29 protein-coding genes are annotated in these 24,107 nt (G+C 57.7%); 11 read left to right on the top strand and 18 right to left on the bottom strand.

All coding sequences use genetic code 11. From position 1 onward, the window contains the following. The first annotated feature begins 349 nt into the window (after positions 1-349). The gene (locus ACYJ11_RS20650; protein ID WP_461649282.1) at positions 350-1,177 is read left to right on the top strand and encodes a hypothetical protein; all 828 of its coding nucleotides are present in this window, start codon (positions 350-352) and stop codon (positions 1,175-1,177) included. Positions 1,178-1,191: 14 nt separating this feature from the next. Here the strand turns inward: ACYJ11_RS20650 and ACYJ11_RS20645 are convergent, their stop codons facing one another. From ACYJ11_RS20645 to ACYJ11_RS20570, 16 genes are all read right to left on the bottom strand, one after another. Continuing rightward, positions 1,192-2,244, bottom strand: coding sequence for a Cdc6/Cdc18 family protein (locus tag ACYJ11_RS20645; protein WP_461649281.1), 1,053 nt, complete (start codon positions 2,242-2,244; stop codon positions 1,192-1,194). 266 nt (positions 2,245-2,510) lie between these two features. Further along, the gene (locus ACYJ11_RS20640; protein ID WP_461649280.1) at positions 2,511-2,993 is read right to left on the bottom strand and encodes a metal-dependent hydrolase; all 483 of its coding nucleotides are present in this window, start codon (positions 2,991-2,993) and stop codon (positions 2,511-2,513) included. 71 nt (positions 2,994-3,064) lie between these two features. Continuing rightward, on the bottom strand, positions 3,065-3,880 hold the full coding sequence (locus ACYJ11_RS20635) for a hypothetical protein (protein WP_461649279.1): 816 nt from the start codon (positions 3,878-3,880) through the stop codon (positions 3,065-3,067). Positions 3,881-3,936: 56 nt separating this feature from the next. Next, positions 3,937-4,581 (bottom strand): CAP domain-containing protein, encoded by a 645-nt coding sequence (locus tag ACYJ11_RS20630; RefSeq protein ID WP_461649278.1) that lies wholly within the window; start codon positions 4,579-4,581, stop codon positions 3,937-3,939. A 123-nt stretch (positions 4,582-4,704) separates the two neighbouring features. Beyond that, positions 4,705-8,451 carry a hypothetical protein gene (locus ACYJ11_RS20625; RefSeq protein ID WP_461649277.1) on the bottom strand — a complete coding sequence of 1,249 codons (3,747 nt, stop codon included), beginning with the start codon at positions 8,449-8,451 and terminating at the stop codon, positions 4,705-4,707. An 898-nt stretch (positions 8,452-9,349) separates the two neighbouring features. After that, on the bottom strand, positions 9,350-9,763 hold the full coding sequence (locus tag ACYJ11_RS20620; RefSeq protein ID WP_461649276.1) for a hypothetical protein: 414 nt from the start codon (positions 9,761-9,763) through the stop codon (positions 9,350-9,352). After that, a complete protein-coding gene (locus tag ACYJ11_RS20615) occupies positions 9,760-9,999 on the bottom strand; it encodes a hypothetical protein (protein ID WP_461649275.1) in 240 nt (79 codons plus the stop codon). The genes ACYJ11_RS20620 and ACYJ11_RS20615 overlap by 4 nt, the downstream gene beginning before the upstream one ends. Beyond that, positions 9,999-10,301 (bottom strand): hypothetical protein, encoded by a 303-nt coding sequence (locus ACYJ11_RS20610; protein WP_367175097.1) that lies wholly within the window; start codon positions 10,299-10,301, stop codon positions 9,999-10,001. Before ACYJ11_RS20610 ends, ACYJ11_RS20615 begins: the two co-directional genes overlap by 1 nt. Position 10,302: 1 nt before the next feature. Next, on the bottom strand, positions 10,303-10,686 hold the full coding sequence (locus tag ACYJ11_RS20605; RefSeq protein ID WP_367175096.1) for a hypothetical protein: 384 nt from the start codon (positions 10,684-10,686) through the stop codon (positions 10,303-10,305). Continuing rightward, entirely contained in the window at positions 10,686-12,374 is a 1,689-nt protein-coding gene (locus ACYJ11_RS20600) for a G protein-coupled receptor family protein (protein ID WP_461649274.1), read from the bottom strand. Before ACYJ11_RS20600 ends, ACYJ11_RS20605 begins: the two co-directional genes overlap by 1 nt. Further along, positions 12,371-12,889, bottom strand: a complete 519-nt coding sequence (locus tag ACYJ11_RS20595; protein ID WP_367175094.1) for a hypothetical protein — start codon at positions 12,887-12,889, stop codon at positions 12,371-12,373. The genes ACYJ11_RS20600 and ACYJ11_RS20595 overlap by 4 nt, the downstream gene beginning before the upstream one ends. Before the next feature lies 1 nt (position 12,890). Continuing rightward, positions 12,891-13,706, bottom strand: a complete 816-nt coding sequence (locus ACYJ11_RS20590) for a hypothetical protein (RefSeq protein WP_461649273.1) — start codon at positions 13,704-13,706, stop codon at positions 12,891-12,893. After that, positions 13,706-14,308 carry a hypothetical protein gene (locus tag ACYJ11_RS20585; RefSeq protein ID WP_461649272.1) on the bottom strand — a complete coding sequence of 201 codons (603 nt, stop codon included), beginning with the start codon at positions 14,306-14,308 and terminating at the stop codon, positions 13,706-13,708. The genes ACYJ11_RS20590 and ACYJ11_RS20585 overlap by 1 nt, the downstream gene beginning before the upstream one ends. After that, positions 14,305-14,649 (bottom strand): hypothetical protein, encoded by a 345-nt coding sequence (locus ACYJ11_RS20580; RefSeq protein WP_461649271.1) that lies wholly within the window; start codon positions 14,647-14,649, stop codon positions 14,305-14,307. Before ACYJ11_RS20580 ends, ACYJ11_RS20585 begins: the two co-directional genes overlap by 4 nt. Continuing rightward, positions 14,646-14,945: a hypothetical protein gene (locus tag ACYJ11_RS20575; RefSeq protein ID WP_461649270.1), complete on the bottom strand. Its 300-nt coding sequence runs from the start codon at positions 14,943-14,945 to the stop codon at positions 14,646-14,648. Before ACYJ11_RS20575 ends, ACYJ11_RS20580 begins: the two co-directional genes overlap by 4 nt. A gap of 29 nt (positions 14,946-14,974) precedes the next feature. Beyond that, positions 14,975-15,379 carry a hypothetical protein gene (locus ACYJ11_RS20570; protein WP_461649269.1) on the bottom strand — a complete coding sequence of 135 codons (405 nt, stop codon included), beginning with the start codon at positions 15,377-15,379 and terminating at the stop codon, positions 14,975-14,977. A gap of 180 nt (positions 15,380-15,559) precedes the next feature. Here ACYJ11_RS20570 and ACYJ11_RS20565 point away from each other — a divergent pair, with 180 nt between their 5' ends. The 8 genes from ACYJ11_RS20565 (at position 15,560) to ACYJ11_RS20530 (ending at position 21,132) form a co-directional block, all read left to right on the top strand. Further along, positions 15,560-15,796, top strand: coding sequence for a hypothetical protein (locus ACYJ11_RS20565; protein ID WP_461649268.1), 237 nt, complete (start codon positions 15,560-15,562; stop codon positions 15,794-15,796). Then, entirely contained in the window at positions 15,783-16,400 is a 618-nt protein-coding gene (locus ACYJ11_RS20560) for a hypothetical protein (RefSeq protein ID WP_461649267.1), read from the top strand. Before ACYJ11_RS20565 ends, ACYJ11_RS20560 begins: the two co-directional genes overlap by 14 nt. Beyond that, positions 16,397-17,317 (top strand): hypothetical protein, encoded by a 921-nt coding sequence (locus ACYJ11_RS20555; protein ID WP_461649266.1) that lies wholly within the window; start codon positions 16,397-16,399, stop codon positions 17,315-17,317. Before ACYJ11_RS20560 ends, ACYJ11_RS20555 begins: the two co-directional genes overlap by 4 nt. A gap of 138 nt (positions 17,318-17,455) precedes the next feature. Further along, a complete protein-coding gene (locus ACYJ11_RS20550; protein ID WP_461649265.1) occupies positions 17,456-18,376 on the top strand; it encodes a polyprenol monophosphomannose synthase in 921 nt (306 codons plus the stop codon). Beyond that, positions 18,376-19,554 carry a hypothetical protein gene (locus tag ACYJ11_RS20545; protein ID WP_461649264.1) on the top strand — a complete coding sequence of 393 codons (1,179 nt, stop codon included), beginning with the start codon at positions 18,376-18,378 and terminating at the stop codon, positions 19,552-19,554. The genes ACYJ11_RS20550 and ACYJ11_RS20545 overlap by 1 nt, the downstream gene beginning before the upstream one ends. Next, positions 19,544-19,957, top strand: a complete 414-nt coding sequence (locus ACYJ11_RS20540) for a hypothetical protein (protein ID WP_461649263.1) — start codon at positions 19,544-19,546, stop codon at positions 19,955-19,957. The genes ACYJ11_RS20545 and ACYJ11_RS20540 overlap by 11 nt, the downstream gene beginning before the upstream one ends. A gap of 12 nt (positions 19,958-19,969) precedes the next feature. After that, on the top strand, positions 19,970-20,635 hold the full coding sequence (locus ACYJ11_RS20535) for a hypothetical protein (protein WP_461649262.1): 666 nt from the start codon (positions 19,970-19,972) through the stop codon (positions 20,633-20,635). A gap of 125 nt (positions 20,636-20,760) precedes the next feature. Further along, positions 20,761-21,132: a tyrosine-type recombinase/integrase gene (locus tag ACYJ11_RS20530; RefSeq protein ID WP_461649303.1), complete on the top strand. Its 372-nt coding sequence runs from the start codon at positions 20,761-20,763 to the stop codon at positions 21,130-21,132. A 21-nt stretch (positions 21,133-21,153) separates the two neighbouring features. Here the strand turns inward: ACYJ11_RS20530 and ACYJ11_RS20525 are convergent, their stop codons facing one another. Beyond that, positions 21,154-21,828, bottom strand: coding sequence for a recombinase family protein (locus tag ACYJ11_RS20525; protein ID WP_461649261.1), 675 nt, complete (start codon positions 21,826-21,828; stop codon positions 21,154-21,156). Positions 21,829-22,078: 250 nt separating this feature from the next. Between ACYJ11_RS20525 and ACYJ11_RS20520 the strand changes: the two genes are divergently transcribed. Then, positions 22,079-22,903: a ParA family protein gene (locus ACYJ11_RS20520; protein WP_461649260.1), complete on the top strand. Its 825-nt coding sequence runs from the start codon at positions 22,079-22,081 to the stop codon at positions 22,901-22,903. After that, positions 22,900-23,280, top strand: a complete 381-nt coding sequence (locus ACYJ11_RS20515; RefSeq protein ID WP_461649259.1) for a hypothetical protein — start codon at positions 22,900-22,902, stop codon at positions 23,278-23,280. The genes ACYJ11_RS20520 and ACYJ11_RS20515 overlap by 4 nt, the downstream gene beginning before the upstream one ends. Positions 23,281-23,880: 600 nt before the next feature. Here ACYJ11_RS20515 and ACYJ11_RS20510 read toward each other — a convergent pair. Next, positions 23,881-24,107, bottom strand: a 227-nt coding sequence (locus tag ACYJ11_RS20510; protein ID WP_461649258.1) for a hypothetical protein, incomplete at its 5' end; no start/stop codon positions are given.

Raw genomic sequence — 24,107 nt, 5'->3', positions numbered from 1 at the left:
GGTCTGGTATCATGCTTTCGTGCGTAGATTCGGATACTGGATAGCGACATCGATCAGTTGTTGTGAGTATGCCGAACTAGCTTATGCGTGAGTGGTACAGATGAGCGAGATAGCAAAATATGTAGACACAGATACTGGATAGCGACAGCGATCAGTTGTTGTGAGTATGCCGAACTAGCTTATGCGTGAGTGGTACAGATGAGCGAGATAGCAAAATAGGTCGATAATGGAGGTTTTTAATCAAAAGTTCTGAACGGCCCAGAAGATATTGTCGGTAGAAGTAACCGCTCAAGCTTTTGTAGCTGAGACAGAATAACTGTTACATCGTTAGGGCCTCTGGGGGAGAGCCATGGCAGTTTCCATGGCTCAAGCTCAACTGGGAGTTAGTCTCGCTTCAGTCATCTTTTCAGCTGTACTGGTGTTGGTCACGTACTTCTACTGGCAGGAAACGAAGAATCACACCGCAGAGATGCGAGCAACACGTGAATCAGAGTTTCAGCCAGTGTTGACGGCAACAGTGGAACCGGAATTCGGACTTCACAATCGCTTCTATATTGAGAATACTGGGAAAGGTGCCGCGCATGACGTTAATGCAAAATGGGGGTTTGGGCATCTGGACGCCGAAGTTGAATGGTCGATTCCATTAATCTCTCCTGGGCAAAGGCACAAATTTTCACTCCCATTCACAGAGGATTGGAACGATATCAGCACACATACAGAAGTCAAGTCTGAGTTAGAGGGGTCAGACGGCACCCTCTACTTCGATTGGTCGTGTGAAGACAGCCTTGGTAACAAGATCGGCAATCGAAATGAGATCGACGTATTGAGTACGGTGAGAGCTAGGGAAAATGCCGAGTTCGTTATGAAAGACGAGCAGAGAGAGATTCGAAAAGAATTGGAAGATTTGACTGATGTGGTGGATGATATCCCCGATACAATCTCATCTCTGCGAAGTAACACCTGCAGGTCGGATGCAGTCAAAAGGGAACTTGAGAAGATGGGATCAGCGAATAGGAACCAACTTTCCGGTCTAACTGGAGTCCCTGATAGGGACATAGCAACCATCGTTTCTGATTTAAAATCAGCTGGAGTGGTTGATTATAACGAACCTGAAGACATAATGTGGTATAGTCCTGACGCCGCGGATACTGTAATTGAGTGGACCGGATATGATTGATCGTTATCCACCCACTACGGAACGGGGACCGTCAGGTCCAGCGGTGATGATATCGACGCATCCTGTACCCAGTACTCTCGCCCGAGGCTGTCCCCGTCACAACCCAATAAATCATAGTCGACCAGCTTCGTGAGCTTTGTCCGCCGCTCTCGCTTCGAGATCGGCGTCTGGTCGCGGTCGGCATAGACGACATTTTCAATGGCGTCGTATCGCTCATGGAAGTCGTGGCTGGCAAGTCGGCCACGTCGACGAACGATCTCGTAGCAGACGTGGTGGTGGTACGGAAGTGATTTCAGCGCCTCTTCTCGCATCCGGCGCGTGGCCCGTGCGTAGGCATCGGCAACGTCGATGTCTTCGACAGTACTGTGAGACCGTTCGGCTGCAAGATTCGCAGCTGCGCGCAACGAGTAGATCGCCCCGCGTGCGATCCCAGCGGCCTCGTCGGCAATGGTCGCGAGCTGCTCGTCACTAATGACATTGGGCTCCAACCCAGCCCGCCGTCGCTCCTGGAGGATATCAGTTAGCTCTGCCGTGGAGTACTTGTCCAGCCCGAGCGTCCAGTTCGTCACCGCATGTCGAGTCTCGTCGTCAGCTCGCGATAACCAGTCGTTGTGGTTGTGACAGATGGCGATCCACGAGAGCTTTGGGATACCACGGAGGACCGCCAGTGCGTCGGTGTCCGGAACGTCGCCGCCCTCGTCGAGGACGATCACCGTCGGCTCGGTGACGCGGACTTCGAGTTCGCGTTCAAGCGTTTCCCGGGCAGTCGTCGTCGCTGGGTTTGCTCCCGGCAGTTCACGGAGTATCGACCGCAGGATGCCAGCCGTCGACAGTCCCAAACACTGCACGCGTGCCGATGGTGTGGGTTGCTGACGGTCCAGATGCTCAAGCACGTACCGAGTAAGCGCGGACTTGCCGACGCCTTTCGATCCGTGGATCAAAACATCATGGCCGCGCTCGCCAGCAAGGACAGGCTCGACAGCCGATGTGAGTACCGAAAGTTCGGCCTCGCGATGCTGGATCGTGGCTGGATAGTCATCGTCGAACACCCGAGGCTTAGTTATCATGCTACCCGGTACTGATGATAGTCTGGTATATAAATGGGAGTTACACTTCCGGTATTGCTACAATGGCGTTACCGGTCGCCGATGTAGATGTGGGCAGCGATTCCGACAGCCAGTCCACCGCCCAGCAGCAATCCTGTTTGAAGATCCACTGCAGTGCTGTGTTGAATAGCGTCTCCTGAGCCACAGTGAGGCGGCACCGATTTTGAGATTACCGGCATCAGCCCCTGACAAGTCAACTCAAATTTCCACTGTCCCGACCAGCACCGCTATTCAACAGAGCACACTGCAGTAAACTGGGGTACGAGAACGGCAACAGCCACAGCGAGAATAAGTGCGAACGCAGGGGAATGTGTAAACCCGCGGTGAGTAAGTCCTTCATCGAGCAGTTTTCCAGCTCCAACTGCAGTGCCGACCCCAACAACACCAAGAACGACAAGACCACCGAGACGGGCCAGTTCCATACCAATCCCAACGAATGTTGCGACGGCATTAGCGACGAACGCATTCACACCTGGAACACGAACCCCAGCATAGATCGCAGCGATTGGGAGTCCTGCAAGTAGGAGGTAGCCGAAATATCGCCGTGGGATCGAACTGTGGATATCGATATCAGGCAAGATGCTTCCGACCAGAGCCAGTGCTGCTCCTAACCCAGCCACCACCGGAGATTGACCGTTATATATCAACCCTGCAGCCACCAGCCCACTGACGACGACACCGATTTTCAGATGCCCCTCAAAATCTGTCATACCGGAACGACGACAGCCATGATATTAATTACTCGGACACCGGAGTGAAAGTGAAAGGCGAGTAGACGTAACTATTGCATCACGATACGTGAACTGTCCGAACTTTGAAGTCCAGCAGACAGCATTATTATTATGAATGATATTACAATTATTTCTTTCCAGTTGTCCTTTATAACAATTTTCAACCCCTCTAATCTCGGGAAGTTAGCGTTGCGCCGTTCACCAGCTTGTTTGAATTGCCTACTCATCCCAATTAGAAGTCCAGCCGGAAGAGCTCCGACGTAGGGTAGCCCAATCAGTCCCCACACGGAGCTGATGATTGTGACACCGCCGATCAGCAACAGTACCCCCACAGAAGCGATTGTTCCGAGTGTTGTTATGCCAATAAATGGGATTCCTCGCGTCAGTGTTGACAAGAAGGATGATCCCAACCAGACACCAGCACCGGCAACAAGTCCAATAATTAATACAAACGAAATACCAGGCTGCATATCAGATGCGAGCATCGCCAGCAAACCAGCTAAGAAATACCCCCCGCCAACTGCCGCTGCAGCAGAAACGTTTGGCCTCAGTTTCTCGTGAGATAACTCCGTACAAGAATAGGCAGCAGCCGACGCTGCCGCCAGTATTGGAATATATGTTAGATAGTTAGGTGCTGGAAAAACCTGGGTTGGCTGTCTGGTCTCAAGCCCAATCCCACCGAAGTAGACATCCGACATCTCGACAAAATGAGCGCCAAGATACACCCACAGTGTTGTCCGCCAACGTGGGAAATCAGCAGCCAGCGCTTGCGGGAGTATGAGTGTTGTCAGCGCCCACCCACCAATGAAGGCGAATGCGCCAGATATCAAACCATATTTAATTCGTTTACGGCGGTGAGTCCGCATATTGGAGTAACTGGATAGTATTAAGTAAATATCTATCCCAACTTAGGGAGTTACTTTCAACAAAAGTTCTGTGTTGCGTACACTTTCTCCGAATCGGTTATCTTGATTCCCACACCCTCAGATTTCCAATATGGTTTTAATATATTCTTTCGGTGATTGGTTGAATTCATCCACCAATTGACGACCCCCTTCGCCACATCTGATGAATTGCTGTAATACCGCTTCTCACCCTGCATTTCGACACGTCTGTCATACCAAGTGTATGCAATATTCTCTGCGCCTGTTGCGTACGAGTTCCCGGACGTTGCCACCCGACAGTCGTAACCCGCTTCAGTGTATCGGTCAGCAAAGTTATCGCCAGCAGGGTCTTCGTGAGAAAAGTATGAGCGATTCGCCATGTCTTTACTATGCCCTCGTGCGATTTGTTGGAGTTGTGCGTCGAATTCGAGTTGAGACAAGCCGCGTTCAGCACGCCGCTCATTGATCTCCTCGTGGATATGGTACTCAACCGCAGTTGCATTGATACCAGACGAATCATCAAATACAATCGGTTGATCGGGCAGCTGCACTGCAGCACCGCCAGCGAAAGAAAGGACACCAGCGACCGCGATCAACACGACAGCTATCTTAACGAATCCAATATCTCGGACGAAACGGATCGGAAAATGAGTGAAGTAGCGAAGTACAGGAAGGCCCTCCATCCAACCGCAACGATGACACTGAAGAAGACGATCTCCATCCAGTCGCCAAATACGCTGCCCGCAGTCCGGACAGTGGTCGGGCATACTCGAATACTATATGAACAGTGAGTAACAGTGTTGTGGTCAGTTATCGGGGTCAATACTGATGCCAAGCACATCAGCCGGACTGGCAACAGCATTCTGGAACCGAACATCCTCAAACTCAGATCCAAACTCATCAGGATTAGTGTCGGCGGGTTCGAATTCCGGAGTCAATCTTGATATACGTGAGCCGTCACCTCGGCCGCCCCCACCACCGCCACCGCCTCCACCGCCACCGCCGCTTCCACCGCCACCGCCGCTTCCACCGCCTCCGCCGGTAAACGACCCACCACCAGTCGTGAAGGTGCTACTGCCACTGAACCCAGACCCACCGGGCCCACTGCCACCTTCACTGAAGCCCGGGCTGCTGAATCCACTGCTGAACCCAGTAAACGCGCTACTGGCTGAAACGCCGGAGAACCCACTGCCGACCGGGCTGGATGCTTCAGACCGGCCACGCGTTCGACCACTGCCCATGCCTGAGGACACGCCAGCAGATCCACCGCTGACATCAGTCCGCCCGGACCCGCTTCCGAGCGACGGCGTCGGTGAAACTGGCTGTCCGTCGGGACTCTGAGTCCGCCGGCGTTCCAGTTCTCGAATGTCGTCGCTGCGGAACACGGGCTCGGACTGCGTGTCTGCGTCCAGGTCCGACCGGCGACTGTTCGGACCGTCGACGGAACTACCCCGCCGCTCGAAGACGTCGAGCGTGGCGACCTCGTCGTTGGGCATGTCGACGGCCAGCTGGCGCTGGCGTCGGAACTCGCTGCCCTCCGGGAACACAGCTTCGAGTTCAGTCGTTCGGTCACCGGTCGCACGCACGTAGGCCGTTCCGTCGTCCGCATCGGAGCGCAGGAACCGCGTGCCAGCTGCGTCGGGGTCTGGCATCGGCTCACCGTCGGGACCGCTCACACGGCCACTGCCGGCCGCACGGGACGGCATCCCTTCGATACGGTCGCCCTCGAATGCCGAGAGACGCTGCGTGTTTGGCGTGAGGTCACCGGGTCGGGCCAGCCGCGGCCGGAAGTCAGACAGCGACCGGCTGGCCCCGAGGTCCGTTCGCAGTGGCGATGCGTCCGGACTCGCGAACAGCCCCGGCAACTCATACTGGCCTTCTTGGGCTTCGAGATCCGCCGGGAGTCGGTCAGACTCCGACCGGAACAGCGCGCCCTCGCTGTAGCCGGTATCAGCAGAGACGCCCTCAAAGCCAGCGGCCTTTTCTGCTTCACCGAGTCGGCGACCGGCGCGCTGGCCCGCTCGCTCCGCAGCGTCGAACGGGCGATTCGCCGCATCGCTGGCACTCGCCGCCGCCTGATCGATGCGGTCGGCCACCGGGTCGGTGGCGTCGTCGAGGCGCTCCCTCGTTCCCTGCACTCCCTCACCGACTCGTTCACCAGCCGCGCGGCCACGCTGTTCGGCTCGGTCCAGCGCGTTGTTGGCCCGGTCGGTAACCGGGCTGGCAGCGTCGGAGAGGCGTTCCCGAGCGTCCTGGACACGACTGCCCGCACGCTCACCAGCGGCCCGGCCGCGCTGTTCAGCGTTGTCGAGCGTGCTTTCGGCCCTATTCCTGACGGCCTCGTTGAGCGTAGTCCCGCCATCAGACGCATCCGGCGTGCGGTCTGGCGTTGACTGTCTGTCCGGGAGTCGGTCCGAGACGCGTCCACTCGCACGGCCAAGCCGGTTCGCAACATCCGGCGTCGACACGTCCGGGACCTGCGGACGGGAAATGTCTGGCGTCGACAGGCTGGGTGTGTCCGGCACAGCCTCGCCGACTCGCAGGCCGGCACGGTAGCCGAGTTCACCGCTGGCTGTGTTGATATCGCCCATCGTCTGGATTTCCTGCGGCTGGTCCGCCGCCCGCTTTCGGGCCTCCTGGACGGCTTCACTCGTGGGCGCACCCGGACTGGTTTCGAACTCGGGGAGCTCACCTTCTGCACCACGCTCGCTGGTGATGTCCTCGAAATCGACTGTGGCGTCTGCCTTCCGTCGGGTGTTGAGGTTGCTGACGCCCTGAGCGGAGCGGCCGACCGCCTTCGTGGCAGCTGTCCCAGCCGCGATGCCGCCGGCCAGTGCCGCCCCTTCTCGGACAGGGTTCTCTCGAACCATCACCACCTGGTCCCGAGTCGTGTCGGTGATCGTGTTTAGCACGGTCTCGCTCGTGTCGATCACGCCCTCGTTCTGTGCAGTGCCCACGAAGTTGCTACCCGTCTCGACGCCTTTGTCGGCCACCAGCGTCAGCCCCGCCGTCGCCGCCGCAGCCTCTCCGGGGAGTCGGCCCAGTCCAGCCGCTGCTTGGCCCACGGTCTCTGAGCCGGTTGCATCCTCAGCGAACGATTCGGCTTCCTCCGCGACACCGAAATATGCCTGGCGTTGTTCGATATCCTCAGCGATCTGTTGCTCTTCCTGAGCGTCGGCGATTCCCGGCCCTTCGGTAAGTTGTCGCTGGACATCAGCGTCGGGACTGTCGGTCCCAACCAACGTGTTCGCGACATCGTTCGCGGCCCCACGAATTCCAGCACGAGTCTGCCGGTCAAGGAACGGGTCGCTGGGTATCTCGTCGGGATCGTCCTCGACGAACTCCGTTGGCTCATCGACCGCTGGCTGTCCCTGGTCCTGCGCCTCCGGCGAATTTTCGTCTGCCGAATCTGGCTGTGCGCCGGCTGGCTGCCCGTTAGACGATCCTCGCTTCTGGGACTGATCAACCTGTGGCTCGCCGTCCTCGAACGTCACATCATCCTCGCGTACGTCTGGGTTCGACTCCGCGATGGACTGCTCCATCGCCTCTTGGCGAACGTCTTCGGACACGTCGACGCTGCCGTCGTCGTTCACCGAGACATCCTCGTTCGTGAACGACGTGTTCAGTTCGTCTTCGACAGCGCGCTCGGCAGATTCGTCGGCCTGCCGATCGGCGATGTTCTGCACCCGTTCCTCACCGACCGGAGACAGCTCGGCTTTGAGTTGATCGCCGTCCCGGACGACCTCGACGTCCTCTTCACGAAGCTCTGCGCCAGTCGTCTTGAGCCCGTCGACGACGTCGGTCACCTTCTTGCCAGCCACATCGTCCTCGAGGGACTGGGCCTGCTCGCGAACTCGCGGATCGCTCGCCGTGTCCTCAAGCTTGCCCGTCCGAGTCGCTTCGATATCCTCCGTCGAGTCGTTCTGTGGCGCGTCGGTTTCGGCGTCTGGCGTTGACGCTTCCGACCCGCTCGCGCCGTCCGGGCCGATGCCCTGCCCAGTATCTGGGTCTGGAGAGGTATCCGAGACGCCGCCACCGCCACCAAGCCCAGGCGCTGGGTCGCTCGACGAGCCACCGCCGGCTGTTGAGTCTGGTGTGCTGTCGTTGTCGGAGTTGTCTGACGAGCTACTGGACGACCCGCCGTCTGAGGAACCGTCTGACGAACTCCCAGACGAGTCGCTCGACGAAGAGCCACTGTCGTCAAACGGGTTGTCGTTGTCCGGCCTGATATCTGGGGTCGGGTCGTCATAGTCTCCGCCGAAGGGATTGTCCGAACTCCCCGACGAGTCATCAGAGCCACTGCCACTGTCATCGCTCCCGCCATCATCAGGCGACGTATCCGAGACGCCGCCACCGCCGCCTAACCCCGGCGCCGGGTTGGACGACGAACCGCCCCCGGCTGTCGAGTCATTGTCGTCGGTGCTGGACGACCCGGAACTGTCCCCGTCGTCCGGGTCATTGTGGTTAACCTGATCGTCAATATCCTCACTGGAGTCGTTGACAACGGTAACGTCTGGATTCTCGTCCATCCACTGATCCATCGCGTTACCCATCGAGTTCACCTCCGTGGTCAGTACTCTGGCCGAATCCGATGGCCGTCTTGTAACCGATCAAAAATCTCATTGCGTAGTCCTCCAAGGAGATACAACACGCCGCAGAACCCTCAAGCTCCGCTTATCTGACAGACTCGTACAGAATCGTGTCGGAATCTGGAGACTCTTCCGGGGCGTCACTAGGTAAGAGCCAAAACGTCAAGTATCGGTACAAGTATAAATAGTAATAATCGCCATGTTAGCTGGGGCAAAAGAGTTCGCAGAACACCTCTTGCAATCACTTAGCCGTGAAGAAATTGGACATTCTACGGACGCTCAGCGTATAGCGATAGAAAACGAAGCTGACTGGGCAATAACCGGCTCAACCAGATTGGTTGCTGGTGTGCCAGACCAATTTAGAGGGGTTCCAATAACAGAAGAGAAAGAGCGGAATATTGTGGTGAAGTTACCAAAATCCGTAGATGCATCAGATCAAAGCCATGCTGTCGCATCGACTGCAAATAAAGAATCAGTCAGTACATGGCTCCAGTGTTGCTTCCTGAACGATACTCACCTAGTGCCGACTGTATATGCTTGGGCCGACGACTTTCGATGGTTGTTGATGGATGAGGTTGAGGCAGAGAAGCATTATCGTCCTCGAAGTGACGATTTTAGTTATCCTCCAGAGCGACTATCTCAGAGCCCACACAAGACAAGATCAGTCATACGCGACTTGGCAAGAGAACGAGGGTGGGAGGTCCACGACCCCCAGTTTAATGTGGGGTACGTGGGGGAGAACCAACCAGTTGTATTAGACTTACCAGAACTGTATCGAGCGGAGGATCCAAAGTTTACCTCACAAAGTTCCGACAATCTGAAATCTCCTCTTTCAGTCCACTCTCAGTAGAACAGGCACACGCTACATTGTGGGTAACTCGTCGCCACGACGCCACGCCAGCAGGTACTGCAGACACACAACAACATCTGACACCGACGCAATGGTGTAGGCCAGCCAGTTGACCGAGAGGTACGCGAGCAGTCCGGCGTGGATCGAGAACTGAGGTCGGCCGATCACGACCGCGAACACGCCGATGCCGGCTGCGTAACCAGCCACCAGCGGAGCGATATGGGCAGCTGCTCGAGGCGCTGGGTGACTGGACGTCCACTCAGCCTCGAAGGCGATACTGTCCCAGTCCAGTGCGGTGTTTGCCCACGAGGTCGCGCAGACGACGTGCGTCAACTCGTGTGCGACCACACCCGGGAGCAGCAACGAGAGGATCGTCGCCTGGGCCCAGGTCGGAAGCGAGCGCCACCAGTCCGGAGTCGGGCTCACTGGGGACCACCCCAGACACGGTAAAGGACGGTCCCGAGGGTCACAGACACGCCGACGACGCCATACAGAACGACGAAGGCCATCGTCGGCAGCGCCGACAGCGGCTCAGCGAGCGTCATCGCAGCGCCTATCGAAGCGCCGAGGTAGAGAACACCGACCACCAGCGGAACGCCGAACGGACCGTGAGTCCTGAGAGCGCTGTCGATGTAGCCGATGATCGGAACGTGCTCGAGCATCATCCATCACCGAAGATCGAGCGGTACGCAATCAGTGCCCCACCAACGACGATCAGGTAGCCGACGATGGTCGCGCCAGCTGGGGCACCGGCCAGGAACAGTCCCATGAACAGCGCGAGCATGATACCGGGAACCGTCAGCGTGCCGGTCTGTTGCCACAGTGCCAGCGTGAACGGCGCGCCCAGCATGAGGACGACAGCGGGTCGGCCCAGCGTCGACGTGATCGGGCCGAACGTCCCGCGGAACCAGTTGCCCGACGCCCAGACATCGATCCAGTCGGTTTGCAGGAGCAGGTCTTCCATTTCAGAACACCGTCCCCCGGAGGATCTGGTACAGCGCAAGGCCGATTACGAAGTTGACCATAATCTGGGCGCTGTTCGCGATGACTGCCGGGACACCCCAGCCTTTTAGAATCGCATGTAGCGACGTTGTCAACGCGAATATCTGCTGGAAGGTTTGCGTCATCCCTGTTGCGATACCGAAAAAGCCCGGGTCCTGTGAGCCGACACCAGAGGGTTCTGGGCTGTTGATGTCGTCGTTCACCGATTTGATATCCTCTGTCGTGACGCCGTTCGCTCCAACCTCGACGACGATGCCGGCGGAGGCTGCGAGCGTGTTGACCGTCGCCATCGCGAGCACCAGTGCAACCATCGTTCCTGCTATTTTGAGACCTTGGATTTCGACCATCAGAGACCTCCTTTTTGCTTTTCGGCGAGGTAGCCACCGCCAGCGATGAGCGCGGCGATCCACCAGAGCGGCGGGGAGATCGCCACTGCCTGGAGCCACATCAGGATGCCAGCCATCGAGACGACGGTGACGCCTATGATGTGATGTGTCTCGCGTCCAGCCAGCGCTGCGAGAAACGCGATGAACATGAAGCCGAACGTTCCCAACCAGTCCGAATCGAGTGGGATGTCCAGCGTGAACCCGCCGCCACCGATGAGCTGTGTGCGGGTGAGCGTGTCGCCGTCACGCTCGATGCTCCAGTCGACGACGTAGCTGGTGTCGTTCTGTATCGGGATGTTATAGACGGAGTAGTTCTGGATAGGGGCGTTCGTCACCGTATCCGAGTACACAGTGTTGTTCGGGTTGTTCCGTTCGTAGACGTCGACACTGAGTTGGCTGGTCGACGTACTATTATCCAAGAACCGAATCGTCAGCGAGCGCTGTCCGTTCGCCGTGGCAGTGCTTGTTGTCGTAACGAACGTGTCCAGTTTCTGAGATTCGAGGTTGATATTCTGAATGGTGATCGGTTCAACTTCTGAACGCGATGCGGTGTACGCGCCCAGCACACGCTGGTTCGGGCCGTTGACCAGTCGGAGCCGGTAGCGCTCGTTCTCAGCCAATCTCGCCGGGAACTGCCCGGTCGATCCAAAGTTGTCTCCAAGAATCGTGCGGTAGCGGGTCTCGTCGTCGCCATCGTTGTCAAAGTCTTTCGTGATCGGTTTCTCGATATATAATGTGGTCTCACTACTGGGGTACGCCCCCGTGTAGTCAGTCAATCCAAACTCAACCTCGACGTTCGACGTGTTCGCAGTATTCAGCAGGTAGACATCCTGCTGCTCGCTCAGGCTGTCCACAACGATCCGACGGTACGCGTAGTCGCTGTTCGACGCTTTAACAGTGACCACGAATCGCTGGTCCGACGGGATTTCGGAGAGATCGGCCGTGCCGTCGGTGACGGTCTTCTCGATAACTTCTTCGGTGCCTTCAGTGAAGAACCGAATCCGGAGTTCCGCACTCCCGCTGATCAGTTCGCTCGGGCTCGACTCTTTGAACACGAACAGCGTGGACGGCGCACTCTGCAGGTCGATGCGATGAGTGCCAGACGGTATCTGGAAGCGGACTGTCCCATCGGGCTGGACCTGGCCCTCGTCGATAGATGCGCCACTCTGTGCGTCGACAGCGACCGCTCCCTGGCCGTTGGTGTCCACAGTGAGGTTGCCGGATGACGACGCGTCGATGATGAGTTCGGTGCGACCGTCGTTGCTGACCGAGACATCGTCAGTCAGCTTGACGGACTGGATGCCGCCCTCGACCCGGACCAGCGGCTTGTGGGCGGGTCGGATCGTGACCTGATTCTGTGCCGCGCCGATGCTGGTGATGTTCGTCCAGGCCGTCGAGTTGTCCGCGAGCGTGACCTCCGAGGTGCCAGCGCTCTCGAACTGGATGCCGCGTAGCGTCACCGCGTCGGAGCTATCGAACGGGTTCCCGGACTCAATCTGGCTGTCGTCCTGAAGCGTCACCGAGAGCCCCGAGTCAGTCTGCAGCGTCGACCCAGCAGTGTAGGGCTGGTAGGTCGTCGCAGCGTACGCTCCAACAGACAGTAGGACCAGCAGCGTCAGGCCAAGAACTTTGACTTGCTTGCGTCTCATCGTGCGAGGGCATCATTTCTGATCGGAGCACTCAGATACCAGACATCGACGACAAGCAGCAGCACAGCCGGCAACACGCCGATGCCCCACTGATATGCGAGGTCGACCGCACGAAGGAATCCAGCCTCTTCGACAGCGCCGATGGACTGTGCTTGCTGATACATCGCGTGCGCAACCTCAGGAATCGTCAACATGAACATGACCAGGAACAGGTGCAGTGCCAGCACGACAACCGTCGAGAAGGGCAAGCTGGTAGTCGCACCAACGAGCCTCGAGGAGACGATCGCCTCGATGCCGACCCGCAATAGCACGATAAAGATCAGCCAGTCCCACGTCGTGAGGACGTACTGGCGGCCCTGTGCGAGGACTGAGCCAGTCGGAGCGCTCCAGCTATCCGTTCCGATGATCGTCCCGATAAACGCCGTGTCGAGAAGTCCCCAGAACGCTCCTGCGATTGCTACACTCAGGCCTCCAGCGATCACGACCCAGCCGAGCGACCCCGACCGGGCCGCCATCTCACCCCTCCTCCGAGGTCGCGATGAAGTTACTCACGCGACGCCGGAGCATGTCCCGATTCGGTGCGGCAAGCAGTAGCGACAGGACCGACAGAACGGTTCCGCCACCGCCGTCGCCCCCACTACCGCCACCACCGGAGCCCAGCTGGTTCAGCAACCAGATGAAGCCCATCACCGTCAGCGCAAGCGCCAAGCCGACACCGAGCGCGATGGCAGCGATCTTCAGCACCCGGCCCTGGTCGCGAGCCTTCTGCTTCCCGAACTCGTAGGCCCGCCGAATCATGTTCGGGTTGACTGGGTTCGGCGCTCGCTGCTTCACTTCCTCGAGGCCGAATGCATGGCCAACAGCGGGAGCGGGCGGCCGGATCTGGTACTCCCGGCGAGCGGCGCCACCGTCAGCCATCGCTTCGCCGTTGTCGTGGCCGTTCTCGTCAGCTGGCGTGATTTCGATGACCTTCTTCGAGTGACCGTTTTCGTCCGCCACAACCTCGAACTCTCCGCACTCCTCGTACTCGGACTGGATTGCGGCAGTGGTCGAGATCGGGCACGCGATGCCTGCGTGACACCGAATCGTTTGGACGCCGTGGAACGAAACGGGATCGACGCCTTCGCCGACGTTGGCGAACATCAAACCCGGCGGCGTCACGTACCAGCCGTCTTTGTCAGCGTGGTAGTCCGCCGGCATCTCCGTGATTTTGTTGTCGTCCCATTCGATGAGCAGCATCACGTCGTGGCCGCGCGCCTTTTTGTGCAGGTACTTGACGAAGTGCTTCTCTGAGTACGCCGCCGTCCCGGGGATGAACGATTTCACACCCATTATTCGTCACCCCCGAATCCGAGGAACGATTTTGCCGATTCGATGATGCCGCCGCCCGATCCAGGCCCACCGCCGTCGGAGCTAATCGACGCGTACGCTCGGGAGGTCGTGATGCCGTCGAATGCTTTCGCATTGATACTGAGCGCCGTCATCTGGGTTTTGACGCCCTCTTCCCCGAGCGTCGAATCGATCTTCCGTGCGAGCTTGCTGGGCAGGCGTTTCTTTCTGCCCTCTTTTGCGCCTAACAACGCTCTGCGGTACTCGCCGACGCATTTTGAGGATACACCAGACTGGGCTGGGTACTCGGCTTTGACCTGCATCGCTAGAACTTGATGCAGGAGTTTTCGGTCCTCGTACTCTTCGCGAGTGATATTCGACAGCGCGTTGTGCTGAGAGAGTTCCGCGGATAGGATTTCAGTGATATCGTGCTCTTCGGCAGTCGGCGGTGGATCGATATCCGGGTCACCGACCTGATCGAGCAGCGTCTGTTCGCGACCAATCGCGGCCTGGTCGGCCCCAGCAGATGCCGCTTCCTCCATCGCCATCTGCCGCTCTGCGCGTTCCTTGTCGATTTCGCGTTGGATCTGTTGTGCTTCGCTCATGAGTCAGCTCCTGTGATTTCTTTCATCTGCTGAATGCGGTCAGGGTCCAGTGCTTCACCAGCGTCGTCGGTCGCCGGCTGCAGCGCCTCGTGGACAGCAAACAGCAAGGCGACGAAGTGCATCGCGGCATTTCCATAGGCGAGCCACGCGACTGCTGGTTCGACGAAAACATGTTCTGAGCCGGACCCTCCGACGACGACGACCGCCGACGACGAGATCCCGATAACGAACCAGACGAACAGGCCCATGATTCCGCTGAAGCCGCGAGCATACCCCATCCAAGCTCCGGCTGTCAGCGCCATGCCAGCGACCCACAGCAGGGCGTAGACGATGACGTTCATCGCATCATACCCCCGCTATTCGACGATGTCGTCGCCCAGCCAACGGCTAGCAGCAACCCAACGATTCCGAGCGGGACTGCAGTCAGCCCAAGCACCGGAAGCAACTCGGCAAGCGACGACGACAGGTCGAGACCAAACTCGAGCTCGTCAGTCGTCTCTGCGTCCGCTCCCTGTGACTCGCTATACCGTTGCTGGGAATCAGAGTAGGCCGCGTCGGCTGCCAACGTGCCGGCGCTAGCGACGATAAGCGTGCACGCGAGTAGCGCGAACGCGGCAAACAGGTGGCTCAATTGCATGCGTACGTGAAAAGTGAATTAGGTCGGTTTTACCGCATGCCGCCGCCGGTAATGAAGCCGCCGAGGCCGCTCCTCATGAAGTAGCCGACGATGGCGACGACCGGCACAGCGAGCAGTGCAACAGCGAGCAGGATGAAGGCCGTCCCTCCGACCTGCTCGACCTGATTGATCGCATCGGAGAACGCTCCGTTGGACGGGGCTTCCGACACGAAGTACCCGGCCACAATCGCCATCAGGATCAGCATGATGACGGAGAGTCCGAGCGTCACTGCCGCGCCGACGATGTTGTGCGAGCGACTCACCGAGCGGTCGATATGTGCGTTTGAAATAGCCTGTGCTTGAGCGACCGACATCTCGACAACTAGCTCGCCGAAGTCAGCGAGGTCGTGCGCGAGGGCCGCCACGAGGGCGAACATCGCGAGCAGTCGGTTCACAACGGGACTACGACGTTGCGCCGTAGACGCCACCTGTTTTGTGGACATCTCATATAATCCGAATATACCACTCTGGATAAAAGCGAGTGTGTTGTAACGAGTCTTAACGAAGCGTACAGTGTCTCTACGGCTATTGTTCGAGGGATAACGTATTTACAGAGTCTCTAATGTCTGGGATATATGGCGTCAAGTCCCGATAAGATGCAGGAGTTGTTTAAGGAACTTAGTGGTCCGTATCGGACGCGACTCGGTATCCAATTAATAAGCGGATCTGCACGGACCACTATCCCGTCTGATATCCGAAAAGACGTGGGTATCACGCTCGATCAAGAGGGGTTCGAAGTTGATGCATATTGGTTCGAAAATCACGAAAAACTCGTGATTGACCTGGAGGGGGCGGGCAATGGCGGAGAGTGAAGCCAGAGCGACCGAGATCCGAGAAGCGTACCAGCGCTGCCTCGATGCCCGGCGGCAGTGGATGTCTGTCCGTGGCCGGACGACTGACGGGGGATATAGAGAGAAAGCTCACGCCGATCTCCACGAGGCTGTATTATCGTGGTTCGAGGCGCTGGTGCCGTACATCAGTGAGCGACCGGGTGAAGTGAAGCAACTCTGGGAGGGAGCGCCGCTGTACCCAGTGCAACCGATCACACAGAAAATTCTGGTCTGTGCCAACGACCATGCCTACCTTCGAAATACCGACGACGGGCCTGACAAGACCGACCTGTGTCCAGACTGTGGCACTCGGCTTCAGCCCGACGAACAGCCAAAACGGGACGAACAGGGCCGGCAGCTGTATGTCTGGAAACAGGGGCTCAAAAACCTCTCATCGTGGACACATCAGACAGTGACGAAAGAGACGGGGGGCGGTGAACTGTCGTCAGCGACAAAGACGGTCGAGCGACCACAACGGTTAGATCCCGAGATACTGATGCGGGCGGCCCGGTATCTCGATCTTGCCGCTGAGCAGTGTAGCCTGCTGGCAACGACTGATGACGCACTTCCCACGGGGGAACTATGAGCGCATGGGAGCAGCCGTTCGTCGGGCCAGCCGCGGAGTCTCCGCTATCGGTCCGTGGAGACCAACTGTATGCTGAGTACCCGGAAGCGGACGGGTACGGGTTCCCTCCAGGCTGGCGACTCTCTGAATGGGTCGTCGATTTCCAAGATACGCCTTTCTATGACGTGTATCAGGACCACGTCGAGAAGGGCATGGAGCTGACGATACTGGTCTCAGATTACCACGCAATGCGAGGGACCGGGAAGACGACGCTCTCGGTTAAGATAGCGCGTGAGTTTGACCGGACAGATGACGGTCTAACTCCAAATAAGGCGACCAACAGCGCCGAAGAGTTCATCGACGCGTATACCAGAGAAGCGCAGGGCAGCGGGTTGGTTTTCGATGAAGCGGAGTCCGGCATCAACGCTCGGGATGCGATGACGAAGGTCAACAAGGAGTTGAACGAGAAGGTGTCGATGGGGCGTGTCGGCGAGAAATACGGCGTTTGGAACATGCCTGACATCGGCCAGATTGATAAAGAAGTCCGGAAGCTGGCCCACTACTGGGTGCTGGTCCAGCGCCGAGGTCGAGCACGAGTCTACAAGCTCGGGAACAATCCCTTCGAAGACCAGACCTGGACGAAACCTATCTGCGATATCGAGTGGTCAGCGCTGCCGGCGAACGACCCAGTGAAAGCATCGCTCGACGAGGACAAGCACGGCAAACTGCATGGTGATGGTGAAGACTTCATCCCGCGAGAAGAGCACGAAGAGGCACTTGAGAGGCAGGAAAAGCAGGCGCGTAAAGAAGCGCGAAATGAATTTATTCGCGAGGCCGCCACGACAAATCTCTTGAACCAGTCGGATATCGCCGATATTGTTGGGTTGGACCCAAGTTCGATATCGAGAATCCTGTCGCAGGAGGGCGCTACGGCATGATTCAAGATTTTATTCGTGCTAATCGCAAGACAGCGGTATGTTTGCGGTATGCTGATTGTTGCATGAAGAAGATATCCATCCTATATACACAGTACAACTCTGAGCCGGGACCCAGTTCACAATTAACGGGTGGTCCGCGTGCCCGATGACTGCCCCACAGTGTCCGTGGTTCTCCCCACCTACAACGAGCGGGGATCGATTCTCGCGGTCCTCCACGATCTCGAACGGGCCCTGGACGCAGCTGGCTATGGCTGGGAAGTGATCGTCGTCGACGACGACTCCCCAGACCGGACATGGGAGCTCGTCAGAGACAGCTACGGTGACCACTCACGCGTGCACGTGATCCGTCGGACCGAACAAAGTGGTCTGTCGTCAGCGGTGCTGCGAGGATTCTCAGCAGCAGACGGCGAGACGAGAGTCTGCATGGATGCCGACGGCCAGCATCCAGCTGGGCAAGTGCCAGCGCTCGTCGACGCTTCCGACGGAGGCTTCGCTGTTGGATCGCGTCACTGCGACGGCGGCAGCATCAATGGCTGGCCGTGGACACGCAAGGTTATCTCTGCGGTGGCTGGCCGAATCTCTCATCTCACGATCCCATCGTCACGTCCGGTGTCCGATCCGATGTCTGGGTTCTTCGCCGTCGACGCCGAGGTCCTGGACGACGAGGTCTTCGTCGACGCAGATCCACACGGGTACAAGATCCTCCTAGAGTTGCTGGTGCACACAGACGCGAGCGTGGCCGAAGTGCCGATCACATTCGATACGCGCGATGCGGGCGAATCGAAACTGACCGCCGACGAGCAGGTGCGCTTCCTCGAGCACAGCGTCGGCCTCGGAATCGCAGACCGTGGGCTGGATCTGAACGCGCCGCTGTTGATACGGTCGGTTGAACTGGGCCTCATGGCCGGCGTGAGCGTCCTGATGTTGCTCGTCGGTATCATCGTCGGCGGCCTCGACGGAGCGGTCGGAGCAGGGCTCATCGGCGGAGCGGGGTCGCTTCTGGTACTCGGGATGCTCCGATGGTTAGAGACAGGCGACAGTTGGGAGGATACCGCGTAATGGACCTGCAGGTCGACACGGACGTGCAAGCGCCCGATGCACTGACGATTCTCGTCGCGGTCATGCTGATGGATTTTGGACGAGAGGTCTGGGCAGTCTCAGCCCCTGGGACATGGCTCATGCCAGTGTTGACGATCTACGTCTGGGCAACTGCTATCGGATTACTCATCGTCGGCCTTTCGACGATCGACCTGTCAGATCACGGCTGGGCAATCGCTGCGGTCGTGACTGGCGCTATCGGCTCGACCGTGCTCATCGCGATGATCTCGCTGTACGGACAGCCAGTGACGACCGACGTTGGGCAGTTTCTCCACGACGCGACAGCGCTGACAGTCGGTGGGAAGAACCCATACCAGCACGAGCTTGGGATGAACGCAACGACGTTCCCGACGCCGACGATGGACGGTGGAACTGTCTCTCGGTACAGTTACCCAGCCGGCGCAATCGTCGCGATGGCGCCGCAGTACGCGGTCGGCCTCGAGGGCGTCCGGATCACACCAACGATTCTGAGTCTGGCCATCGGTGCCGTGATCCTCGCTGCTGCCGACAACGAGTTCGCGATGCTCGCTCCGGCGACCCTGCTCGCTGGTGATCTGGTGACGTGGCCGCTGAACGGACTCACAGACACCATCTGGATTTTTGCGCTGTGTCTCGCTGCGTACTGGTGGTCCGATCGGCTGGTCTGGTCGGCGGTTGCATACGGCTTCGCCGCCAGCGTCGAGCAGATTCCCTGGTTCATTGGACCGTTCCTGCTGGTCTGGTTACTTCGAGACAGAGGTACAGACGCCGCCGGAACATGGCTTGCTGCCAGTCTCACGACGTTTTTCGTGGTGAACCTCCCAATCATCATCTGGGGGCCGAAAGCGTGGCTGACCGGCGCACTTCAGCCCCTGTTCGGCAGTGGGAGTCCACCAGTGCATCAGGGCGTCGGCCTCTCGGCGCTGACTGTGTTCGGCGCGTATCCTATCGCGAAGTGGGCACAGACGGCACTCGTCGCACTCATCGCCGCCGTGGCGTTGATTGTCTACTACCGACGAACAGAGTTCCGGTGGGCTGCCTGGGTGAGTTGGATGCCGATCCTTTTGGTTCACTATCGGTCGTTCGCGACGTACTTCGTCGCCGGGCTGCCGCTTGTCGCGATCGCGTACTTCGAGCGGAGGAACGGGCATGCTCCGTAGTATCCTCGCCATCGCGATCATCGCGAGCGCTGGCCTGGTGGCCGTCGGCCACGCCGACGCGACATTGCCAGCTGACGTCGACGTGGATGATGGAAGCTGCGTCGACGGGAACGTCACGGAGCTGGTCGTCGACGTCGACCTCCAGACCGACGAACCAGTCCAGGCCGTGATCCGGGCCTGGTCACAGCGCGATCGCGTCCGAGTGGCGTGGGATCGACAGCGGTTGCAGCCTGGAAATCATCAGCTGACGATTCGGGCACCGAACTCGGTCGCGTCGCTGCGGTCCGATAGCCGAGCACAACTGATGCTAAACGTGGGCCAGAAACGGGCGTACGACCACTTTGAAACTGGTAAAATCTGTACGAGTCGTAACAACGTCCGAACAACAAACAGTAGCGAGTGAGATGGACTTCTTATGAGTGGATCTATCGACGAACTCAAGGCGTTGCTCGAGGAGCAACAGCAGCGGATCGAGGCGCTGGAGCAAGAACAGGAGAAACTCCAGAAGCAGTATCAGGCCGCGAAACAGCAGAACGAGCAGGTCCTGAACCTGTTCGAGCAATTCAAGAGCGGGGCGATTTCGCGGCGGGCGTTCTTGACGAGCGTGTCCGCGGTCGCCGGAATTAGCTGGCTTGCCGGCAGCGCTGACGCTGCTCCGAACTGGTCGAACGCCAGTGGAAATTCCGGCACTCAATCGAAGCCACTGAAAAATGTCTACGCACAGAACGGGACCTTCCAATCGGTCAGTTCAGACGAAACGAACACTGATCTAATTAAATCTAAGAATGGTAATCAGATAATAAAATTCGAGTCGGCAAATATAAACGATGGTACCAAACAGGCTCTAAGTTATTCTGCCGCGCTTATTTTTGTCCAAACGCAATTCGACGACTTTGGGATGTTCACTATCAAAGGAGGGTCAAACTCTGTTGCAGAGGCCATTGACCCGAGCGGAGCGTTCACAACAACCGCAGATAACCAAGGGACGACGAATATCTATCACGATGGGTCTGACTACGTTATCGAAAACGAAACCGGCACAGATCCATTTGGCTATAATATCACTTATTTTGCTGATTAGTGACTGAGACCGAACCGGTCGTTCACTAATTCTCTGCTGAAAACAATCTGGCTGCAGCTGTCCGGAACGAGGGTTAACGGACCAACCTACGGACCCAATCGACGGCCCTCAACAGCAAAGGCCGACTGCGCTCAGTCTCACGCAGCAGTTCATCGCGAGAGGCAACGATCACGACCGACGAGGCCGCGGCGCTGGAGTGGAGCCCGAAGAACCCGAACGCTTCTCGGGAAGTCCCGTTCGACGAGTGGCCTGAATCACAGACAACAATCAATCGACGAGTGGACACTGCCCTCGAACGCGTCGATGAGTTCGACAGAGATACGACGACTCCACACGGGCTGCGAGCGACGGCGGCATCACATGCGAGCGCGCGTGGACTGAGTCCGCTTCCGCTACAGTCGATGTTTGGGTGGGCCGACATCTCGACGGCGCGAAACTACGTCGCGAGCAGTTCAGAAAACACCCAGCGCCAGCTGCACCAAATCTATTCGCGGTAGATCGCAGAAAGGTACTCGATTCTACGGCGTCGTGGAAAGGTCGTAGAGTTCAGGTCGTTCACGAACAGCTGTTCGGATGGTCTTTCTAGTACAGTCAAGTTCTTTGGCCGCCTGTCGCTGGCTCATCTGGTCGCGAGCGACTTCCTCCAGGACTTCACACACGCGGTGGTAGTCGGCGTTCTCGACGAGGCGTCCGTCGTCCTTCGCGAAGCCAAGCGGTGCCGGTCCGTGTCGATACTCGTCGCTCTCCTGACGGGCAGCGATTCCTTGTCGGATGTTCTGGCGCTTTATCTTCGCGTCAAGCTCGGCGAAGACACCGAGCATCTGGAACAGTGCTCGCTGGTACGGGTCTTCGTCCTCCTGATCGGGCTGTAGAACCATGCGTTCCGAAACGATGTGGACTGCAACCCCCGCGCTGCGAAGCCGTTCGACGGTTGTCTCCAGGTCGGAGATGCTACGAGCGATCCGTGATACCTCGTGGACGACCACGGCGTCGATCTCGCCGTCGGCCGCGTCCTCGAGCAAAGACTGGTAGCCCGATCGGGCAACGTTGGTTCCAGTCGACTTATCGCGATAGGTCTGGATCTCGTTCGGTTCGACACCGAGTTCGTCAGTGGCGTAGTCGTGAGTCGCATTCAACTGCCGATCGAGATTCTGATCAGCAGTTGAAACTCTGACGTACGTCGCGACAGTCATACTCAGTCCCAGGGGTGGCAGCTACTTAATAAAACGGACTTACTCCCATCTGGGAGTGGACTTCAGTATACTCTCATGGTGTCGACACCTGATTCGAGTGAGCCACAGTTGATTGGACAAAGCCCCGCTGCTGCAGGATATAAATTGTATATTGCAATATAAATCTGCGACCGCTGTCTGACGTGTGGCTTGCCTCAGCGGTGGTATTATGTTTGCGGTTGCGCAAACGGTTACGTACACGGTAACGAAAATGAAAAGCGCAAGCGTATTTCTCGACAAAGGGGGTGTCGGCAAAACGACGTCGACAGCGCACTTCGGCGTCGCGCTGTCTGAGCAAGACCTTGATGTGTTGCTGGTCGATCTGGCCGGGAAGCAGGGTGACCTCGCGAAGCACTTCGGCGTCTGGACCGACCTTCCAGAGGCCGACGAGCGCTGGCCGAACATCGCGACGGTTCTCAGCGATGACTGGTCAATGGTCAAGGAGAAACTTCCGGACGCAGCCGAGGATATGATCGTCCCGACGGAGGAAGGGCCAGACCTGATCCCGGCCCACGTTGGCCTCGATCAAGTGGATGACGACCTCGCAAGCGTTCCCGTGCCAAAGCGATACCAAATGCTGGAGTCGTTTCTCGACGAGGATATCGAACCGCTCGGCTACGACGTCGTCTTGGTCGACCTGCCTGGTCTCACGAACAACGTGACGCTGAACGGTCTGTGGGCGACAGAGAAGGTGATTGCGCCGGTCGAGCTTGGAGAGTTCGAACGCCAGCAGATGGAAATGCTTGAAGAAGATATCGACGACCTCAGTCGTAACTTCGAGAAAGATATCGAGATCGCGATCATCGTGCCAAACCGCGTCGACACAAGAACGAACTTATCGGCAGAGTTGCTCGATGAACTGGACGAGAAATGGAACGGACTGATGGCACCAGATCCAGTTCCAAAGTCTCAGGATATTCGCAATAGCCAGCGACGCGGCGAGACGGTGTTTGCACAGGAAGACGTGTCGTCGACGGCAGAACGGGCGCGTGAATCGTATCGTACGAACAGCGAAACACTACTGAGTAAGCTATGAGTGACGATCCAGACCTAGAAGAACTGAAGAATAAGACGACGAAAGGGAAACGAACTGATGCAGCTGCCGATGAGCAACAGGGTGCGCTTTCCGAGGACATCATGGAGCGCCTCGCAGCAATCGAAGACGGTGAGCGCAAGACACTCGCGATTCGTGACGAATCGTTGAGTGCGCTGTTCGGCGCGCTCGAGGACAGGCCGGACGAGATGGACGACGTCCTAGACGACCTCGCCGAAGCTGCTGGAAAGGACGTCAGCAACGCGACGAAGAGCGACCTCACGCGACTCGCTGCGAGAGTTGGTTTGCAGACAGCGACTCCGGAGGTTTGGGAAGAACTGCTTGAAGCGAAACGACAACGAGCCGTCGAACAGGCGTAGCGTTTGCGTTATCGTTTGCGGTTACGTAATAGACTCTGTATTCTTGAGATGACTATGACCGCCGCACCAGCGACCAACACGGCTGTTATTACGACATTTAGCGTCTCATAACCGTTAGAGAGTAACCACTCCTGTCCGACCAACACAAACACAGCAAACGTTGCTGCGACATACGGTGCCAGCTGATCGGCAGCGCGTTTGAGAGGTCTTCGATCTGTTTCTGTCATGGGCTTATCAGCAGTCGCAGCCTGCTGAGGCTGTGGACGACAGCTCCCGCACGCTTGTGAATCCCCTCTCGGGGGCTCGGGTTAGAACCCGAGTATTTCTTTGAGCGCTGCGGCCGACATCAGGACGTAGAAGGTGATTTCAGCCACCTTCTTTATCCGTTCGTATTTGCCGTCCATTGTTAGGGTGAAGCGGACATCGTCCCGCTTCACTTAGTTCAAAGAACGCTACCCACTTAATGGTTATGCTATAGCTTAACGTTTTTCTATGGGATAACCAATAAGTAGGCCCGTACAGATACTTTCCGTATGGACAGAGTTCCGGAGGTCGATGGTAGTAGAGCATTGATGACTGATACGGACCGACAGAAACTCGCTATGACTGGCCAATACGACGAGAAGTCACGATATCAAGGAGCATCACTTGTTCGACAGCGAATAGAGAATCTGGAAGAAGACCGCGAATTTCTTGAAGAGCATCATCCAGAATTGCTGGCAGAATTGCAAGCAGTGTTCTGTGAGAGTGAGTAACGTTTTTTAATATTGAAGTTAGATATAGACTTGTTAGGGTGAAGCGGGCGTCCTTATCGCCCCTCACTTTCT

The sequence above is a fragment of the Haloarcula sp. H-GB5 genome (genome assembly GCF_054850705.1).
Note: the sequence above shows the minus strand (reverse complement) of the source record. Positions and strands in the feature narration are given on the sequence as shown.

Bases quoted from the DNA above. Each gene is read 5' to 3' on its own strand.
- ACYJ11_RS20650 (WP_461649282.1), top strand. From the start codon at position 350: ATGGCAGTTTCCATGGCTCAAGCTCAACTGGGAGTTAGTCTCGCTTCA.
- ACYJ11_RS20645 (WP_461649281.1), bottom strand. From the start codon at position 2,244: ATGATAACTAAGCCTCGGGTGTTCGACGATGACTATCCAGCCACGATC.
- ACYJ11_RS20640 (WP_461649280.1), bottom strand. From the start codon at position 2,993: ATGACAGATTTTGAGGGGCATCTGAAAATCGGTGTCGTCGTCAGTGGG.
- ACYJ11_RS20635 (WP_461649279.1), bottom strand. From the start codon at position 3,880: ATGCGGACTCACCGCCGTAAACGAATTAAATATGGTTTGATATCTGGC.
- ACYJ11_RS20630 (WP_461649278.1), bottom strand. From the start codon at position 4,581: ATGGAGGGCCTTCCTGTACTTCGCTACTTCACTCATTTTCCGATCCGT.
- ACYJ11_RS20625 (WP_461649277.1), bottom strand. From the start codon at position 8,451: ATGGGTAACGCGATGGATCAGTGGATGGACGAGAATCCAGACGTTACC.
- ACYJ11_RS20615 (WP_461649275.1), bottom strand. From the start codon at position 9,999: ATGCTCGAGCACGTTCCGATCATCGGCTACATCGACAGCGCTCTCAGG.
- ACYJ11_RS20610 (WP_367175097.1), bottom strand. From the start codon at position 10,301: ATGGAAGACCTGCTCCTGCAAACCGACTGGATCGATGTCTGGGCGTCG.
- ACYJ11_RS20605 (WP_367175096.1), bottom strand. From the start codon at position 10,686: ATGGTCGAAATCCAAGGTCTCAAAATAGCAGGAACGATGGTTGCACTG.
- ACYJ11_RS20600 (WP_461649274.1), bottom strand. From the start codon at position 12,374: ATGAGACGCAAGCAAGTCAAAGTTCTTGGCCTGACGCTGCTGGTCCTA.
- ACYJ11_RS20595 (WP_367175094.1), bottom strand. From the start codon at position 12,889: ATGGCGGCCCGGTCGGGGTCGCTCGGCTGGGTCGTGATCGCTGGAGGC.
- ACYJ11_RS20590 (WP_461649273.1), bottom strand. From the start codon at position 13,706: ATGGGTGTGAAATCGTTCATCCCCGGGACGGCGGCGTACTCAGAGAAG.
- ACYJ11_RS20585 (WP_461649272.1), bottom strand. From the start codon at position 14,308: ATGAGCGAAGCACAACAGATCCAACGCGAAATCGACAAGGAACGCGCA.
- ACYJ11_RS20580 (WP_461649271.1), bottom strand. From the start codon at position 14,649: ATGAACGTCATCGTCTACGCCCTGCTGTGGGTCGCTGGCATGGCGCTG.
- ACYJ11_RS20575 (WP_461649270.1), bottom strand. From the start codon at position 14,945: ATGCAATTGAGCCACCTGTTTGCCGCGTTCGCGCTACTCGCGTGCACG.
- ACYJ11_RS20565 (WP_461649268.1), top strand. From the start codon at position 15,560: ATGGCGTCAAGTCCCGATAAGATGCAGGAGTTGTTTAAGGAACTTAGT.
- ACYJ11_RS20560 (WP_461649267.1), top strand. From the start codon at position 15,783: ATGGCGGAGAGTGAAGCCAGAGCGACCGAGATCCGAGAAGCGTACCAG.
- ACYJ11_RS20555 (WP_461649266.1), top strand. From the start codon at position 16,397: ATGAGCGCATGGGAGCAGCCGTTCGTCGGGCCAGCCGCGGAGTCTCCG.
- ACYJ11_RS20545 (WP_461649264.1), top strand. From the start codon at position 18,376: ATGGACCTGCAGGTCGACACGGACGTGCAAGCGCCCGATGCACTGACG.
- ACYJ11_RS20540 (WP_461649263.1), top strand. From the start codon at position 19,544: ATGCTCCGTAGTATCCTCGCCATCGCGATCATCGCGAGCGCTGGCCTG.
- ACYJ11_RS20535 (WP_461649262.1), top strand. From the start codon at position 19,970: ATGAGTGGATCTATCGACGAACTCAAGGCGTTGCTCGAGGAGCAACAG.
- ACYJ11_RS20525 (WP_461649261.1), bottom strand. From the start codon at position 21,828: ATGACTGTCGCGACGTACGTCAGAGTTTCAACTGCTGATCAGAATCTC.
- ACYJ11_RS20520 (WP_461649260.1), top strand. From the start codon at position 22,079: ATGAAAAGCGCAAGCGTATTTCTCGACAAAGGGGGTGTCGGCAAAACG.
- ACYJ11_RS20515 (WP_461649259.1), top strand. From the start codon at position 22,900: ATGAGTGACGATCCAGACCTAGAAGAACTGAAGAATAAGACGACGAAA.